The sequence below is a fragment of the Enterococcus sp. CWB-B31 genome (assembly GCF_020567645.1).
Classification (GTDB): Bacteria; Bacillota; Bacilli; order Lactobacillales; family Enterococcaceae; genus Enterococcus_L.
On the sequence record NZ_JAJDJW010000006.1, the window covers coordinates 105963 to 123988 of the forward strand.

Here is an 18026-nt window from a genome sequence, read left to right on the forward strand (position 1 = left end):
AAATAATATGAAAAAACTAACAAAGGATCAACAGGAGAAAGTAAAAGGCGGCAAATTTTGCATAGTGGATGCGTGGGGCTTCAAGCTATTCTGTTGGTATTAAGCCGTAGATCAGAGAATGCCTAAATAAACTAAAAACAAAGGAAGAGGGAAAATAATATGAAAAAACTAACAAAGGATCAACAGGAGAAAGTAAAAGGCGGCAAATTTTGCATAGTGGATGCGTGGGGCTTCAAGCTATTCTGTTGGTATTAAGCCGTAGATCAGAGAATGCCCAAATAAACTAAAAACGAAGGAAGAGGGAAAATAGCATGAAAAAACTGACGAAGGATCAACAAGAGAAAGTAAAAGGTGGCAAATTTTGTATAGTGGATGCGTGGGGCTTTAAATTATTCTGCTGGTATTAAAAAGAAAAAAGATGAAATATGGAACAGGAGATCGTTTACGATGTCCTGTTTGTCTGTGTTTACGTTTGGGTATCAATAATGAACGGTTAGGAAAAAAATCGTGTATTTTAAGTCATTTTATGCATGGTATTTAACCATTCACGCAAGAAATACTTACAAATAGGATTTATTTGTTAAAGTTAATTCAAGGAAACGGAGGGAATAAGCGGTGGAAAAAACAATTTGGAATCTATGGAATGTGGAAAATTATCTTAGTAATAAAATTTTAGCATTTATTTTAGAGGGACAGAACGAGATAGATCGCATAAGCTATTTGAAATGTAAGCTGGGTGTGGAGTCAATCGTTGTCAACTTGTCCAAGCTCTTATTCATTTATACAACAGCCTTAATTCTGAATGTTGGCTTTGAAACCCTTATTTTACACCTTAGTTTTTTAACGGTTCGGGTGTTTGCGTATGGTGAGCATGCTGGCAGCAGCTTTGGTTGTATTATTAGTAGTATTTTATTGTTTGTCGGTTTTGCCGGCTTGCTAGTTGGAGGTCTGTTGATTCCAGAAAGTGGCTTGTTATTGCTGCAGCTGATCAATCTGTTGATCTTAAGCAAATATGCACCGGGCGTTACAAGCAAAAATCCAGTTGGCAGTGAGGAGAAGAGAAGGAGGCGAAGGATTCAGGCAATGTGTTCATGCATACTTGTGACTGCATTTGCTCTGTGTGTACCTGTCCTGCTTATCCAAAATCTACTCATTGTTGGAAACTTTTTATCAAGTGTAACCGTATTACCAGTACTATCAAAAAAGATGACAGAGGAGAATGAAAAATGAAAAATTTATTAATCGAATTATTTACTGCTTGGGGAGAAAGAAATCTCGTTGTATGTTGTTTTGGTTTTCAGGATGAAATAGAAATTCCTCAAGAATTATTAGAAGAATTGAAATAATCGTATCAAGGCATAGATGGTTGCTTTTTTATTTAGACAAATTTCAATTTGCTTTTCTCCCTTCTGTAAATGTATAATTTAAGTATCTTTATGGAAAGCTGGGGTTTTATATGGAAATTGGTAACTTAACAACTATGCTTGTAATTGGATTTCAAACAATTTTTAGTTATTTAAATTTAAAGTTACTTTTAAGCGATAAAAAGATAAACATGTTTGAAATCATTATTTTACTATTAGGTGCTTTTTTCATGGTAAATGTTTTTTTGATAACAGGAACCTATGGTGTGATTGTAATGCTTTTATTTGTATTCATTTTGGGCTGGTATTTTATAGATGCTAATAATTTATATATTGTTGGAGCATTATCTTATGTACAAATAATAATGGTTATCTCTGATCATCTTTCTAGTATGATGGATACATATTTATGGAAAACTACTGCTGGGACATCTATCTTTTCTACTATTTTACATATGACGGTCAGTATAGGTTTAGGATTTATTATTTGTATTTCAATAATGAAGATCAAACCTTCTGTCGAAAAGAAAGTCCCATTCTTATCCGAATTCTACCCAATTATCAGCATCATGGGGGTATTCATGATGCTGATCTATTACAGCAGTATTTTCCTTGGGAAGTATCTAGGCAACAATGTGGAGATCATTACCTTGAATTTGGTATTTTTTATTTTGTATTTCTTTATCTCAATTGTGGCGTTTCTAATGTACGCCAGTTCAACAAAGAATAAGTACGAGACCCAACAAAAAGAACTGGAGTATCTGTCCAATCAGCGATATATGGATGTTATGGAAAGCCAGTTCAAAGAAATCAGTAAGTTTCGTCATGATTATAAGAATATACTGACTTCGATGGAGAATTTTATTGTGGAACGAGATATGGATGGATTGGATGAGTATTATCGATCAATGCTTAAAACCTCTTCCAGAGTGATCGAACAAAATAATTACAAGCTGGAAAAGCTGAGTAATATTCAAGTTAGAGAATTGAAAAGTATTTTGGCATCAAAGCTGATAACAGCACAGGAAAAGGGCATTGATGTACGAATTGAAGTAACGGAAATGATCGATAACGTAAATCTGGATGCGGTCTCCTTGGTTCGGCTTATGGGCATATTTTTAGATAATGCCATTGAAGAGCTGGAGTATTTAGGTGAAGGAATACTTTCTGTTGCAGTCTATCAGGATAAGCAGGCTGTTCATTTGATTATTCAGAACAGCTGTCGAGAAGATCTACCAAAGCTGCATCAGCTGAAGACAAGAGGATTTTCAACAAAGGGGACGAATCGAGGGGACGGGCTGAGTAATGTACAGGAGATTGTGACAGAGGCAGTCAATATCCGTTTGGCTACCACGATTGAACACCAGCTGTTTACACAAAAAATGGTTATTGAATTTTAAAATATGAAAATACTGAATCATTTTAAGAGAAGTTATTGTAGTGTAGAAAGGAGTGGAAGTAATGCTGTCTATTATTATCTGCGAGGATGACTGGAAACAGCGTCAGATGCTTGAGCAGTACGTGAAGAATTTTATCATGATAGAAAACTTAGATATGGAATTGGCGTTTTCGACAGGCAATCCGACAGAGGTATTGGAATTTGTTAAGAGTAAGCCGAAGTTTGTAGGACTGTACTTTTTTGATGTTGATCTACAGCATGAGATGTCTGGATTGACACTTGCTGCTGAAATTCGAAAATACGACGATCTGGGGAAAATCGTATTTGTGACAACACATGGCGAGTTGTCCTATCTTACGTTCACTTATAAAGTGGAAGCAATGGATTATATTATCAAAGATACGCAGGAAAATATTCAAAAACGTGTGTGTGAGTGTATTCAGATTGCTCATGACCGAAGCTTGAATGATCGAAGCGGGAAAAAGCATTTCTTTAAATTTAAAGATGGAGATGCGATTCGATCAGTAGACATCAATGATATTATTTTCTTTGAGTCTTCCATTTCTTCTCATAAAGTAATTATGCACTTGGAAAATGGAGAAGAAGAGTTCTATGGTGCTTTAAAAGATATTGAAGATCAATACGAAGATTTTTACCGTTGCCATAAGTCATTTCTGATCAATAAAAATCATGTAGAGAAGATTCAGAAAAAAGAACGTATCGTTGAAATGAGTAATGGAGAGAGTTGTCTGGTTTCAGTTCGTGCAATGAAAAATTTATAATCAAAAGATGAGCTGTGGATGTCAAAATGAATCTCGGCTTTTTTTATTTAGGGCGGAGCGTCTTGGAGCAAGGAAATCTCAGCTCATGATAAAAACAGTCATTTATTAAGAAGTGTACAAAATTCATCGGCTACTTTGATTTCCTTTCTTTTCATTAATCCTCAGCTATGATAGAATATTAAGGAAGAAAATAGGGCAAATCTGCTCTTTAAGGAGGCTTTCATCAATGGCTGTAAAAATCAAAACGTCAGCAGGTACCATTGAGATTACCAATGAAGTCATTGCCACTGTAGTCGGCGGCGCTGCTACAGATATTTACGGAATCGTCGGCATGGCTAGCAAGAAGCAAATTAAAGATAATCTGAATGAGATTTTACGTAGAGAAAATTATTCAAAAGGTGTGGTGGTACGTCAAGAAGAGAATGGCGTAGCAGTAGATGTTTATACAATTGTCAGCTATGGAACAAAAATTTCTGAAGTTTCCCGTAATGTTCAGGAAAAAGTAATGTATAATCTTGAAACATTACTTGGTGTGACTGCAAATTCTGTCAATGTATTTGTACAAGGTGTTCGTGTGCTGCCTGATTAGAAGGACAGTCCGCTGTTGAAAAAGAGCAGGGCTCTGAATGAATCAGCAGTGATCTAAAGGAGGATATTTTAGGTGAATGTAACAGAAATCAGCGCAGGTCAGTTTCAGGAAATGGTCCAGGCCGGCGCCTCTCGTCTGCATGTAAATGCAGAGTATGTCAACTCGTTGAATGTTTTCCCTGTACCCGATGGGGATACAGGAACAAATATGAATTTATCCATGACCAGCGGAGCAAAAGCAGTAGCAGATTCTCGATCTGAAAAGGTGGGAGAGTTGGCAACAGCGTTGTCTAAAGGTTTATTAATGGGTGCCAGAGGAAATTCCGGCGTTATTCTTTCACAATTGTTCAGAGGTTTCTCCAAGCATATTCCTGATGTTGTGACACTAAATGCTGCAGACTTGGCAGCGGCATTTACTCACGGAGTGGAAACGGCTTATAAAGCAGTGATGAAGCCGGTAGAAGGAACCATTTTAACTGTTTCCCGTGAAGCGGCCCGTTCAGGTGAACGCAAAGCAAAAGAAACAGATGATTGTATTGAAGTAATGGAAGCTGTTGTAAAAGGAGCAAAACGTGCGTTGGCTAAAACACCTGATCTTCTTCCTGTCTTGAAAGAAGTCGGTGTGGTGGACAGCGGCGGTCAAGGGCTTCTGTTTATTTATGAAGGCTTTTTAGAGTCGCTATCTGGGAAATATGATCCGGAAGCAGTGTATGAGCCAACACCTGCTGAAATGGATGAAATGGTGAATGCTGAGCACCATCGAAGTGTGCAGGGACAAATGGCCACTGAAGACATTCACTTTGGCTACTGTACAGAAATCATGGTTCAAATCGGCGAAGGTCCGACCGTGGACAGCGACTTTGATTATGAAACATTCCGAAACTATCTAAATGAACTGGGTGATTCTCTGCTTGTCGTAAATGATGATGAGATTATCAAAGTTCACGTGCATACTGAACATCCTGGTGAAGTGATGAATTATGGACAGAAATTCGGTTCACTGGTTAAAGTAAAAGTGGATAATATGCGTTTGCAGCATGAAACCATTTTAGAGCATGATCAACAGGGTGTTGCAGCTCCTGCCAAGAAAGAACGTGTACCCTATGCAGTCATTGCGATTGCTGCTGGAAAAGGCGTGCAGGAGCTATTCAGAAGCTTGGGTGTCAGCTATATTATCAGCGGTGGGCAAACAATGAATCCGAGTACGGAAGATATTCTGAAAGCAGTCAAAGAGGTTAACGCAGATCAGGTTATCATTTTACCAAATAACAAAAATATCTTTATGGCAGCAGATCAGGCAGCAGAAGTAGCTGAGGTTCCTGTAGCAGTAGTGCCGTCTAAAACAATTTCACAGGGAATGACAGCGATGCTTGCATTCAATGATCAGCAGAAGCTGGAGGAAAATAAAGCCAGCATGACAGACATGTTGGAAAGTGTTGTCAGCGGTCAGGTGACAACAGCTGTTCGTGATACAACGATTGATAATGTGGAAATTAAAAAAGATGATTATCTTGGAATGATTGACGGAAAAATCGTCATTTCTGAACCAGATATGTTTAAGGCATCTTTAGATACATTGAATCGTATGATAGACGAAGACACAGAGATCATCACAATTATTGTCGGTGAAGACGGTACATTGGCAGAGGCGGAGAAACTGTCTGAAGCAATTACCTCTGAACATGAAGACTTGGAAACTGAGATTCATGAAGGCGATCAGCCGGTGTATCCGTATCTGTTTTCTGCTGAATAAATCAGCAGCAGGTAAAAGAAATAATTGTTGAAAGAACGGTTCTTTTAACTGACGCCATTTTATAAGAGTCTGAACAGTATTCTAACTGAATATTCGTCAGACTCTTTTCTTTAGATAGATTTATTATTTATTGCGTACATGTATATATGGACAGAAATATGGATAGGTAACTCAAAAGAATCTATGAAAAACTGACTGATCAAATAATCATCGCATTTTATAAAATGTCTCAAATATTAATCATTTCGGCGATAAAAGATGCAGAAAAAGCGCATCAGAACGACTATCGCAGTTTAAGACTGCTTGTTATAAAGTGTTTATTTCGTTATCTGTGATAACATAATTAAATGGTTGCAAGTGGGGAGAACACAGGTTATGAATCCTTGCATATCAAGGATTTGAAGGCTTTATGTGAATATATTTCGAATTACTCACGGTTGAAGGGAGGGAAATAAATGAAAAAATTGACAGACCCTTTATATACACTTTCCGGCGTGGGGCCAAAAAGGGCAGAGGTGTTTGGAGAACTGGGTATTGACACAGTAAAAGATTTACTGACCTATTATCCCTTCCGGTATGAGGATATTCAGGAAAAGGAAATAGAGGATATCCAGGATCAGGAAAAAGTTACATTAAAAGGAACAGTTGTTTCTGAGGCTGTTCTCAACAGATTTGGTTATAAAAAAAGCAGACTTAATTTCAGAATTATGCAAGGACATGCGGTCATCAATGTGTCTTTTTTTAATCAGCCTTATTTAAAGGATAAGGTTGTTTTATCTGAAGATATAGCGGTCTATGGAAAATGGGATGCAAAAAGAAAGTCCTTAAACGGAATGAAAATTCTGGGAGCCAAAAATGATGGCGAGGAATTCGCTCCTATTTATCATGTCAATAAACGGGTCCGACAAAGCAGTCTGGTTCAGCTGATCCGTACAGGATTTGAAGAATATGGTTGTTTGGTAGAGGAAAACCTGCCGCAGGAGCTTCTGGAAAAATATCGCCTGATGGATCGTCCGACGGCGATGTTTGCCATGCATTTTCCTAAAAACCCGGAGGAAAGCCATCAGGCAAAGCGCAGAGTTGTTTTTGAGGAATTTTTGTTTTTTCAGCTGAAAATACAAGGGCTGAAAAGACAGGAAAAAGCTGAAAAGAATGGGATAGCCATTCAGTACGATGTACAGAGATTGAAGGGATTTACCAAGAAACTGCCATTCGAGCTTACTCAGGCACAGAAGAAAGTCACTAATGAGATCTGTCGGGATCTTATGAGCCCGCAGCATATGCAGCGTCTGCTGCAGGGCGATGTTGGGAGCGGGAAGACAGTTGTGGCAGCAATTGCTTTGTATGCAGTAATGACTGCAGGATTTCAGGGCGCATTGATGGTGCCTACAGAAATACTGGCTCAGCAGCACATGGAAAGTTTGCAGCTGCTGTTCGATCCTCTGGAAGTACAAACAGCTCTTCTGACCGGATCAACGAAAGCTAAAGAACGTCGAGAAATATTGGAACAACTGGCCTCGGGTGAAATTGATGTGGTTATAGGAACCCATGCACTGATTCAGGAAGATGTTGTGTTTAAGCGGCTTGGACTTGTAATCACAGATGAGCAGCATCGCTTTGGTGTGAACCAGCGAAGGATTTTGAGAGAGAAGGGGCAGCATCCTGATGTACTTTTCATGACAGCTACACCCATTCCCAGAACATTGGCGATTACTGCTTTTGGAGAAATGGATGTATCCATTATTGATGAAATGCCAGCCGGAAGAATTCCAATAGAGACACGATGGATTCGACCGCCGCAGCTTGATACCGTATTGGAATGGATGCAGAAGGAGCTTGCACGAGGACATCAAGCCTATGTCATTTGTCCGCTGATTGAAGAATCAGAAGCACTGGATGTCAAGAATGCGACAGAAATTTTTGAGCATATGCAGGATGCTTTCAGTCCAGCTTACCAAGTGGGGCTGCTTCATGGAAAGATGAAAAATCAGGAAAAAGATGAGATTATGCAGCGCTTTAAAGAGAATGAGCTGCAGCTGCTGGTTTCTACAACTGTTATTGAGGTGGGTGTCAATGTTCCAAATGCAACAATTATGCTGATTATGGATGCAGATCGATTTGGTCTGGCTCAGCTGCACCAGCTTCGGGGACGTGTCGGTCGAGGCTCTGAAGCATCTTATTGTATATTAGTTGCCAATCCTAAAAATGAAATGGGGATTGAGCGAATGAAAATCATGACAGAGACTAATAATGGGTTTATTCTGAGCGAAAAAGACTTGGAGCTTCGAGGCTCGGGAGAGGTTTTTGGTGTTCGACAATCTGGACTTCCTGAATTTGTTGTTGGAGATATTATTACAGACTTCAATGTTCTGGAAGTTGCTCGGGAAGAGGCTTCCACAATTTGGAAGAAGAAGCAATGGTGGGTTCTCCCTGATTATCAGGGACTGGCGGAAGAAATTCAGCCGGAAGATGGGAAACATCAGTATTTTGATTAAGTAAAATATGCTATACTGATTCTTGTCTGGAAACTTCGGAGAGCTTGTAGGAATTCGATGCGGAGGATATGTACAGCGCTGACAAGTATAAAATTTTCAGAACTTATTCTGGTAGTAGAATAAGTTATACGAAAGTGCAATAAGTATTCCTTGAATGAGAGCAATCCAGTTAATTAAATGGAAAAATAACAAAAATATTATTTAATGGAGTTTCAGTCGTGTCTTAATTAAACGTTGATAAATTAAAATAGGAGGAAACATTTATGAGAATCGCCGTTGATGCCATGGGTGGCGATAATGCCCCGCAAGCTATAGTAGAAGGGGTCGTTCTGGCTAGAAACGATTTTTCGGATATTGAGTTTTTACTTTACGGAAAAGAGGAAGAGATCAGAGAATATATAACAGATGAAAAAAACATAAAGATTATTCATACAGATGAAAAAATAACAAGTAATGATGAGCCGGTAAAGGCTATTCGTCGAAAGAAAAATTCTTCTATGGTTCTCGCTGCTCAGGCAGTAAAAAATGGAGAAGCAGATGCTGTTTTTTCAGCAGGGAATACGGGAGCACTGTTGGCTGCAGGGTTATTCATTGTTGGCCGGATCAAACATGTTGAACGGCCGGGTCTGATGTCAACTATGCCGGTAATTGGTCAAAAGAATGGCGGATTTGATATGCTTGATTTAGGTGCAAATGCAGACAACAAGCCGGAACATCTTGTCCAATACGCAATCTTAGGTTCTTTTTATGCGAATCGAGTACGTGGAATTAACAAACCTAGAGTGGGCTTGTTGAATAACGGAACAGAAGAAAATAAAGGCAGCGAACTTACGAAGAAAACATTTGAGCTGCTGTCGGAAAATAAAACAGTGAACTTCATTGGGAACGTAGAAGCAAGAGAGCTGCTGAATGGACCTGCGGATGTTGTTGTAACAGATGGCTTTACTGGAAATGCAGTATTGAAATCCATTGAGGGAACGGCTATGAACATGATGTCATTGTTGAAATCCTCTATTTTAGCTGAAGGCTTCAAAGGTAAAATCGGTGCTGCCATGCTAAAAAATGCATTGAAGGGTATGAAATCAGAAATGGATTACTCAAAACATGGGGGGGCCGTACTATTCGGACTGAAAGCACCTGTTGTAAAAACTCATGGAGCTACTGGTCCTGAAGCAGTTCGTTATACGATTCGCCAGATTCGAACGATGTTGATTACTGATGTAGTGGGTCAATTGGTAGAATACTACGAAGGAAGATAAATGTGAATAGAGCATGAATTTCTTTCGTTTATATATTTTTCTAAAAACATAGGGCTTTTTCTTGAAAATTTAGTGCTGGAGTTCTCAGAAACAGCCTCAATAATTACTCTGATCTTTCTCATTTCTTCAATAAAAAACATAGCATTTTTGCCTGTTTGTTGCAGCTTGTCTGTAACAAATTTGAAAAAATTGTAGACAAATGACAGATTTCTGAGTAAAATGTACCATAGTGCTTAAGACTTTTGGTGATTAATGTTTTTAAAAGCAGTGGAGGTGAAGACAGTTGACTCGTGAAGAAGTATTAAAAAAAGTAGCGAATATTATCTCAAATCACTTTGAGGTTGATACTGAGAATGTGACTGATCAACTGAACATTAAAGATGACCTGAATGCTGATTCAATCAGCGTGATGGAATTTGTTTTAGAGTTGGAAGACGAATTTGGAACTGAGATTTCTGATGAAGATGCAGAGCAGATTGAAACTGTGGGTGCTGCTGTAGATTATATCGTAAATCATTTATAGTAGACAAAACATAGTAAAAATAAAGGGTGGATTTCTTTGAAAGAAGGGTCTGCTCTTTTTTATTTTGAAATTGAAGATATTTCACGTTGTCAATAATTACTGGGAAAATACATGACATGCTTAAAAATAAATTTTAACAGCTTTGGGCGTGTTAAGTACTTGAGGCGTAATACTATTTATTTCATTGATTTTCTTTATGAACAGAGCCCTGTCTAGTCGGTAAAAGGACTGCGGAATGAAATAATCTTAACTGCTTGAAACTATTTTTAGGATAATAAAACTGAATCTGTGAAAGAAATCTCAGTTTTGTGTCTGTAGGCCTGATGATTTCGAGAAAAGGAGTTCTTTTCTTATATTTGGCGCGACTTGTTCAGGTCAAACCTTTTAAAATCTCTGTAAAAAAAGTATAATGGAGAAGGTCGTAAATAAATCTAAAGGAATGTGGAGAATGAACAATCAGTTAACACTTGAACTGAAAGAACGCTACGGCATTGTTTTCCATGATGTCAATTTATTAGAACAGGCTTTTACGCATTCATCCTATGTGAATGAGCATCGGTATCTAAAACTGTCTGACAATGAACGTTTGGAATTTTTGGGAGATGCAGTGTTGGAACTGTTAGTTTCACGTTATCTGTATCGTCATTTTCCTGATTTATCAGAAGGAAAGCTGACTAAAATGCGGGCAGCAATTGTCAGAGAAGACAGTTTATCAAAATTTGCCAAAGAATGTCATTTTGATCAGTATATCCTTTTAGGAAAAGGGGAAGAAAATTCTAGTGGTCGGGAACGTCCGGCGCTGCTTTGTGATGTGTTTGAAGCATTTTTAGGCGCACTCTATCTGGATCAGCAATTAGAAACAGTCAGAGAATTTGTAGCAAAAGTAATCTTTCCGAAGATTGATGCAGGTGCTTTTTCACATGAGATGGATCATAAGACACGATTGCAGGAGGTTCTGCAGCGCCAAGGTGATGTGTCGATTGATTATCGGCTAGTGAAAGAAGAGGGACCGGCTCACGACCGGGTTTTCTATATAGAAGTATTTTTGAATGAGGAATTGATTGGAACAGGTCAAGGAAAGTCCAAAAAACTGGCAGAACAGGATGCAGCTGAAAAAGCCCTAAAGAAATTTTCATAGACCTGCATCTGTTATAATGCTTGGACGAAAAAGATCAAGTATTGTTGACTTGTTATTGGAATTGTGCTTATCAATAATAAGTAAAGCGAAGCTATGAGTCCAAGGGTGATTCATTAGTTCCCTCACTCTTATTGCTTATGAGCTACTCGGCTTTTACAGCTTTTATATTATCCAGCTTCACGAACCAGCCTTTTCGGTAAATAGATGAATTGGAATAAGTTGATTGTAAGCGACTCATCCAATTCTCTAATTTACTCAAAGCCTGATCAGGTTCGTTCAGCTTTTACACTTATCTAGCTTCAAAAGCCAGCTCACTACGGCAATAAGATAAACTGTCTCCTGCGACAAAAAACATCGCATGGTTAGTTTCTTATATTACTTATGAGCTGCCCGGCTTTTACAGCTTTTACACTTATCTAGCTTCAAAAGCTAGCTCACTACGGCAATAAGATAAACTGCCTCCTGCGACAAAAAACATCGCATGGTCAGTTTCCTATATTGCTTATGAGCTGCCCGGCTTTTACAGCTTTTACACTTATCTAGCTTCAAAAGCCAGCTCACTACGGCAATAAGATAAACTGTCTCCTGCGACAAAAAGCATCGCACGGTCAGTTTCCTATATTGCTTATGAGCTGCCTAGCTTTTTCAGCTTTTATTATCGGAAGGAGATTTTTTTCTTGTTTTTAAAACGTATTGAGATCGCAGGATTCAAGTCTTTTGCCGATCGAACAGTAATTGAATTTGAAAATGGTGTGACAGCTGTTGTTGGACCTAACGGCAGCGGTAAGAGCAACATTACTGAGGCTGTCCGCTGGGTATTGGGCGAACAGTCTGCCAAGAGTTTGCGTGGAGGCAAGATGCCGGACATTATTTTTGCCGGCTCAGAAGGGCGTAAACCGTTGAATATCGCGGAGGTAACTGTGGTGCTGGATAATAAAGACAATTATCTGCCGCTTGATTTTTCAGAGATCAGTGTCACGCGCCGCTATCGAAGAACTGGCGAGAGTGATTTCTTCATTAATAAACAAGCCTGCCGCCTAAAAGATATTCAGGATTTATTTATGGATTCCGGTTTGGGAAAAGAATCTTTTTCAATTATCTCACAGGGGAAAGTAGAAGCAATTTTCAATAGTAAACCGGAGGACCGCCGCGGGATCTTTGAAGAGGCTGCCGGCGTTTTAAAATATAAACAACGGAAGAAAAAAGCGGAACAGAAATTATTTGAAACAGAAGATAATTTAAATCGTGTACAGGATATTATTTACGAGCTGGAGGATCAGCTCACCCCTCTGGCAGCTCAGAGCGAAGCAGCTAAGCAATTTTTGAAATTGAAAGAGACATTAACAGAAATTGACGTGAGCCTGACTGTATCTGAAATAGAAGTAACCAAGCAGGTGTGGGAAGAGAAGTCGAAAGAACTGCAATCTGTGGAGGCGTTACTTACAGAACTTAGTCAGAAAATCTATCACTCGGAAGATCAGTTGCTTCAATTGAGAAGCCAGAGAAATAAACTGGATGAACAGCTTGATCAGCAGCAGCAGCAGTTACTGAAAATAACAGAAGCTCTGAAGCAGGCGGAAGGTCAGAAACAGGTGCTTATTGAGCGATCCAAGCATACACTGCAGACGACCTCTGAATATCAGGAAAATCTAAAAGAAACAGATGAAAAAATTCAACTGTATCGGACAGAGCTTCAAGAACTGCGAGAAAAGAACAGCTTGAAGCGTCAGGAGCAGGAACAGCTTGCAGTCGAAATAAAAAAAGCAGAGCAGGAAGTTGAAAAATACAGTAAATCTTCAAAAGAACTTTTGGAAGAGCTGCGCAGTGAGTATGTAGAAGTTATGCAGGAACAGGCGAATACAGCCAATGAACTGAAATATCTGGAGCGTCAGTATCAGCAGGAAACGGTAAAAAATCAACAGGCTGTGGAAAAGCATCAGACAATAGAAACACAGCTTGCTTCTGCTCAGCTTGAACAAGAAGAATTGACAGCTTTTTTGAAAGAGACAGAGTCTCAGTTGGAGCAACAGCGAATTGATTATACTGCTGCGAAACATACTTTGGATAAGCAACAGGAGGAACTTGCGGTCTCTCAGAAAAAAATGTATCAGATAATGAATCAGGTACAGCAGGTAAAAGCACGAAGTAAAAGTCTGCAGGAAATTCAGGAGAATTATTCAGGCTTCTATCAGGGAGTCAGAGCGGTTCTAAAACAGAAAAAACAGCTGAGCGGAATTGTGGGCGCAGTTGCTGAACTGATTGAAGTGCCCAAGGACTACACTTTAGCTGTAGAAACTGCACTGGGCGGCGCCGCACAGCATGTGATCGTAGAGAATGAATCAGATGGTCGGGCAGCAATCACATTTTTGAAACAGCAGCATAGTGGTCGGGCAACCTTTTTGCCTTTAACGGCGATTAAGCCCAGACAATTGTCTGCAGCAGTCAGGGAAAAAGTGAAAATAGTAGATGGTTATCTGGGTATAGCCAGCGAACTGGTTCGTTATCCGGAAAAAATCACAACAGTAGTACAAAACATTCTGGGTGTCACAATCATTGCAGCCAACCTGGAGAGCGCTAACCGTTTGGCAAAGACCATCAATTATCAATATCGGGTAGTATCTCTGGATGGAGACGTGATGAATCCCGGCGGTTCAATGACGGGCGGAGCTACAAAAAAAGGAAATCAGGGTAGTCTATTTTCTCAGACTCAAGAGCTTCAGACGCTGACAGACCAGTTAAAGCGATTGGAAACACAGCTGACAGATGATGAAAAACAGGTTCGATTTCTGACTGAACAGGTAAAAGAAACAACAGAGCAATTGGAACAGCTGCGTTCAAAAGGAGAACAAAGCCGTTTGAAGCAGCAGGAGTTGGAAAATAAATGTCTGAATAAAGAAGAAACAGTCAACCGCTTATTGAAAGAAAAAAGACTGTTTGAATATGAAAGTCAGGAGCTTCACCAATTCCTAGAAGAATATCAAAGTAAAAAGCTGGTACTTGAAGAACAGCAGCAGCAGCAGCAGCAGTCAAAAGACCGTCTGGATCAGGAAATGCGACAGATTGATCAAGAAGCCAGTCAGATGGAAACTTATAAAGATAAGGCCCAAGAAGAATTAAATCGAACTCGGGCAGAGCAGGGAGTTATTGCTGAGCAGCTGACACATCTTGAACAGCAGAGTAACAGCAAACAAGATCAGCTGGATGAAATGCTCTTGAAGGAAAGCGGACTAAAGCAGCAGCTGCAGCAGCTAAGCAATCATTCAAGTGATCATCAGGTAACAGAAGAGAGTCTTTCTATTCAGCTGGAACAGATGGCAGAGAAGAGAGCAGAGCTTGAAGAAGCCATCCAGCAGGGAAAGCGTAAACGACACAATCTGCAGGAACAGGTAGACATTCTGGATAACAATCTGGCGGAAGAGCACCGACAACAGAAACAGACCCAGACTGAACAAACTCAGATCGAAGTAATAAAAAATCGAGCAGAAATTAAACTGGACAATTCATTGCAGTATTTGCAGGAAGAATACAACTTAACTTACGAGAAGGCTGTAATGGATTATCAGAAGGAAGTTGAACCGGAGGAAGCAGGAACAGAAGTCAAACGTCTAAAACGAGAGATTGAACGTTTGGGACCGGTTAATATCAATGCAATTGAACAGTATGAACAAGTGAATGAACGGCATGAGTTTCTGACAACACAGCGTGATGATCTGCTGAATGCGAAAGATCAGCTATTTGAAACAATGGATGAAATGGATCAGGAAGTTAAATTACGTTTCAGCGAAGTATTTGAAGCAATTCGCGGGCAGTTTAAAACAGTATTTCCTAATATGTTTGGTGGCGGACGTGCAGAACTGATTTTGACAGATCCGGATGATTTACTGAATACGGGAATTGAGATTGAAGCACAGCCTCCAGGTAAAAAGCTTCAAAGTCTGAGTTTGCTTTCCGGCGGGGAACGAGCGTTAACAGCTATTGCCTTACTGTTTTCAATTATCCGGGTTCGTCCGGTACCATTCTGTATTCTTGATGAGGTGGAAGCTGCATTGGATGATGCGAATGTATCTCGCTTCGGTCACTACCTCAGTGATTTTGAAGATGAAACGCAGTTTATTGTTGTTACACATCGTAAAGGAACAATGGAGGCAGCAGATGTGCTGTATGGTGTTACCATGCAGGAATCCGGTGTATCCAAAATTGTTTCTGTTCGTTTGGATGATGTGAAGGAAGGCGGCGCTATTTCTACCAGTGCATAGATTATAGGAGGAGCGAAATGATAAAATTAATTGCCATAGATTTGGATGGAACCTTGCTGGACAGTCAAAAGCAAATTGGCAAGGAAGATCAGCGTGTACTGAGGCAGGCAAAAAAAGAAGGAATCAAAGTGGTTATTTGTACAGGTCGACCATTAGCTGCAATTCAAGGATACTTGGATGAATTGGATTTGAAAGAACCGGGAGATTATAGTATTACGTTTAATGGCGGATTAGTGCAGAAGAATGATACAGGTGAAATTATTGAAAAAGCACTGATGCCTGTTGAACATATTCATGAACTCTTTGGATTGGCGTCTTCTCTGGATGTACCTATGGATATTTTATCAGAGGGAACGGTGCTGCAGCTGCCGACTTCTCAAAATTATTTATCAATCTATGGACAGCTGAATAATCTTTTAACCTTTAAACGCGCGCAGTTGAATCATTTGTCTGTAGACCAAATTTATAATAAGGCAGTGGTAGCGATTGATGCGGACTATTTAGATGAACAGATAAAGAAGATACCTGCGGATTTTTATGAACGCTATGAGATTATTAAAACACGCAGCAATCTTTTGGAATTCATGCCTAAGGGAATTACAAAAGCTTACGGAATTTCCCTGTTGGCCGAAGACTTGGGCATCAGTCAGGAAGAAGTAATGGGCATCGGTGACGAAGAAAATGATCTGCCGATGATTCAATATGCCGGCATTGGTGTAGCCATGGCCAATGCTGTTCCCCTGGTTAAAGCAGCAGCAGATGTCGTGACAAAAAATAATGATCAAAATGGTGTTGCCCATGCGGTAACAGAGTACGCACTGAAATCTTTGAAAGGGGCAAACTGATGGGATTTTTTGATAAGATAAAAAAGGCCTTTAGGGCAGATAAGGAAGCAGGAAAAGAAGAACTGCTGAATGAAGAACTTCCAGCAGAAGAAAATGAATCTGAAAAGCTGGAAGGACAGGACAACGAACAGCCGCAGGAAGAACTGAGTGCTGTAGATAATGAATTAGACGAGACATCAGCTGAAGATATTAAAATAGGTGAAGTTATTGAATCATCTGAAAATGAACTTGAAGAAGAGATTCAGACGCAACAAAAATACGAAAAAGGGCTGGAAAAAACCAGAAAAACTTTCTCACAGCGTTTCAATGAATTGATGGCCAACTTCCGAAGTGTAGATGAAGACTTTTTTGAAGAGCTGGAAGAAACATTGATTGGCGCTGATGTCGGCTTTGAAACAGCTATTAAAATCACGGAAGAGTTGAGACAGGAAGTGAAGCTGCGCAATGCCAAGAAAACAGCAGAAGTTCAAAATACCATCATTGAAAAAATGGTTAACTTGTACGAAGCAGAAGGAGTGGATGAAAATAATTCACTGAATATTCAGCCTGACGGACTGACAATCATGCTTTTCGTAGGCGTAAACGGCGTTGGAAAGACGACCAGTATTGGTAAGCTCGCACATGAGTTCAAACAAAATGGGAAGAAAGTGATGCTGGCAGCGGCAGATACGTTTAGAGCTGGAGCGATTGATCAGCTCGTTGTGTGGGGAGACCGTGCGGGAGTTGAAGTGGTTCGCGGCAATGCTGGAGGAGACCCGGCAGCAGTGGTATTTGATGCTGTTGAACGGGCAAAAATAGAACAGGCAGATATTTTGCTGGTAGACACTGCCGGACGTCTGCAGAATAAAGTAAATCTGATGAATGAACTGGAAAAAATCAAACGGGTCATTCAACGGGAAATTCCTGATGCGCCACATGAAGTTTTGTTGGTAGTGGATGCGACAACCGGACAAAACGCTATGTCACAGGCAAAACAATTTAAAGAAACCACAGATGTGACAGGACTGGTATTGACAAAGCTGGATGGAACAGCCAAGGGTGGAATTGTCCTGGCTATTCGGAATGAACTCCATTTGCCTGTGAAATTAGTTGGTCTGGGTGAAGGAATCAAGGACCTTGAACCATTCGATGCAAACGACTTTGCACTTGGATTGTTTAAAGGGCTGTTGAAGGAAGAGTAGAAAATAAAAGCGGCTAGAATGAAAATCCAGCTGCTTTTTTTTATCTGACATTAATGGCGGAGCTGCTAAATCATAAAACTTACTTTTGATTTGAAAATGGAAAAAGTAGGAGGTGGACAGCAAAGCTGCTATAAATCCTTTTGTATCAACGGTTAAATTAGCACGGCTTTTAATCTAAACAGACTGTAATGTGAATGCTGATTATACCCTATCGATTCTTTTTTAATGCTTCTAGATGAGCTGTCTGCAGCTGAACTTGGAGAGTACGGGGATAAAATTACCTTTACAGGTATTCTCGCAGATGGCTCCAATGAGAAAAATTTCAATACACCTCTATCTTATCCAGTAATTAAACTGTGAGCTTCATTTTCTTTACAGTTATTTTTTGTGATTTAGATCAATAAGAAATTATTGGAAAAGCTGTTTCTTTAGACAGTTCTATA

At 39.6% G+C, this 18026-nt stretch carries 12 protein-coding genes; all 12 read left to right on the top strand.

The genetic code is table 11. The features are described from left to right. Nucleotides 1–615 precede the first annotated feature (615 nt). The 12 genes from LI954_RS07855 (at nucleotide 616) to ftsY (ending at nucleotide 17583) form a co-directional block, all read left to right on the top strand. Nucleotides 616–1230, top strand: a complete 615-nt coding sequence (locus LI954_RS07855; RefSeq protein WP_229444114.1) for an accessory gene regulator AgrB — start codon at nucleotides 616–618, stop codon at nucleotides 1228–1230. Nucleotides 1231–1456: 226 nt separating this feature from the next. Beyond that, a complete protein-coding gene (locus LI954_RS07860; RefSeq protein WP_229444115.1) occupies nucleotides 1457–2764 on the top strand; it encodes a sensor histidine kinase in 1308 nt (435 codons plus the stop codon). A 61-nt stretch (nucleotides 2765–2825) separates the two neighbouring features. Continuing rightward, nucleotides 2826–3545 carry a LytR/AlgR family response regulator transcription factor gene (locus tag LI954_RS07865; RefSeq protein ID WP_202065414.1) on the top strand — a complete coding sequence of 240 codons (720 nt, stop codon included), beginning with the start codon at nucleotides 2826–2828 and terminating at the stop codon, nucleotides 3543–3545. A gap of 226 nt (nucleotides 3546–3771) precedes the next feature. Continuing rightward, the gene (locus LI954_RS07870; protein WP_202065407.1) at nucleotides 3772–4134 is read left to right on the top strand and encodes an Asp23/Gls24 family envelope stress response protein; all 363 of its coding nucleotides are present in this window, start codon (nucleotides 3772–3774) and stop codon (nucleotides 4132–4134) included. Nucleotides 4135–4206: 72 nt separating this feature from the next. Further along, nucleotides 4207–5886: a DAK2 domain-containing protein gene (locus tag LI954_RS07875; RefSeq protein WP_202065405.1), complete on the top strand. Its 1680-nt coding sequence runs from the start codon at nucleotides 4207–4209 to the stop codon at nucleotides 5884–5886. A 455-nt stretch (nucleotides 5887–6341) separates the two neighbouring features. Continuing rightward, the gene (recG, locus tag LI954_RS07880; protein WP_229444116.1) at nucleotides 6342–8381 is read left to right on the top strand and encodes an ATP-dependent DNA helicase RecG; all 2040 of its coding nucleotides are present in this window, start codon (nucleotides 6342–6344) and stop codon (nucleotides 8379–8381) included. Nucleotides 8382–8644: 263 nt separating this feature from the next. Beyond that, a complete protein-coding gene (plsX, locus tag LI954_RS07885) occupies nucleotides 8645–9640 on the top strand; it encodes a phosphate acyltransferase PlsX (protein WP_229444117.1) in 996 nt (331 codons plus the stop codon). 283 nt (nucleotides 9641–9923) lie between these two features. Continuing rightward, nucleotides 9924–10163: an acyl carrier protein gene (acpP, locus tag LI954_RS07890; protein ID WP_202065398.1), complete on the top strand. Its 240-nt coding sequence runs from the start codon at nucleotides 9924–9926 to the stop codon at nucleotides 10161–10163. A 448-nt stretch (nucleotides 10164–10611) separates the two neighbouring features. Further along, nucleotides 10612–11301, top strand: a complete 690-nt coding sequence (gene rnc / locus LI954_RS07895; protein ID WP_202065396.1) for a ribonuclease III — start codon at nucleotides 10612–10614, stop codon at nucleotides 11299–11301. Nucleotides 11302–11978: 677 nt separating this feature from the next. Next, nucleotides 11979–15557, top strand: a complete 3579-nt coding sequence (smc, locus tag LI954_RS07900) for a chromosome segregation protein SMC (protein WP_229444118.1) — start codon at nucleotides 11979–11981, stop codon at nucleotides 15555–15557. 17 nt (nucleotides 15558–15574) lie between these two features. Next, nucleotides 15575–16402 (top strand): Cof-type HAD-IIB family hydrolase, encoded by an 828-nt coding sequence (locus LI954_RS07905; RefSeq protein ID WP_229444119.1) that lies wholly within the window; start codon nucleotides 15575–15577, stop codon nucleotides 16400–16402. Continuing rightward, nucleotides 16402–17583: a signal recognition particle-docking protein FtsY gene (gene ftsY / locus LI954_RS07910; RefSeq protein WP_229444120.1), complete on the top strand. Its 1182-nt coding sequence runs from the start codon at nucleotides 16402–16404 to the stop codon at nucleotides 17581–17583. Before LI954_RS07905 ends, ftsY begins: the two co-directional genes overlap by 1 nt. Nucleotides 17584–18026: the final 443 nt, after the last annotated feature.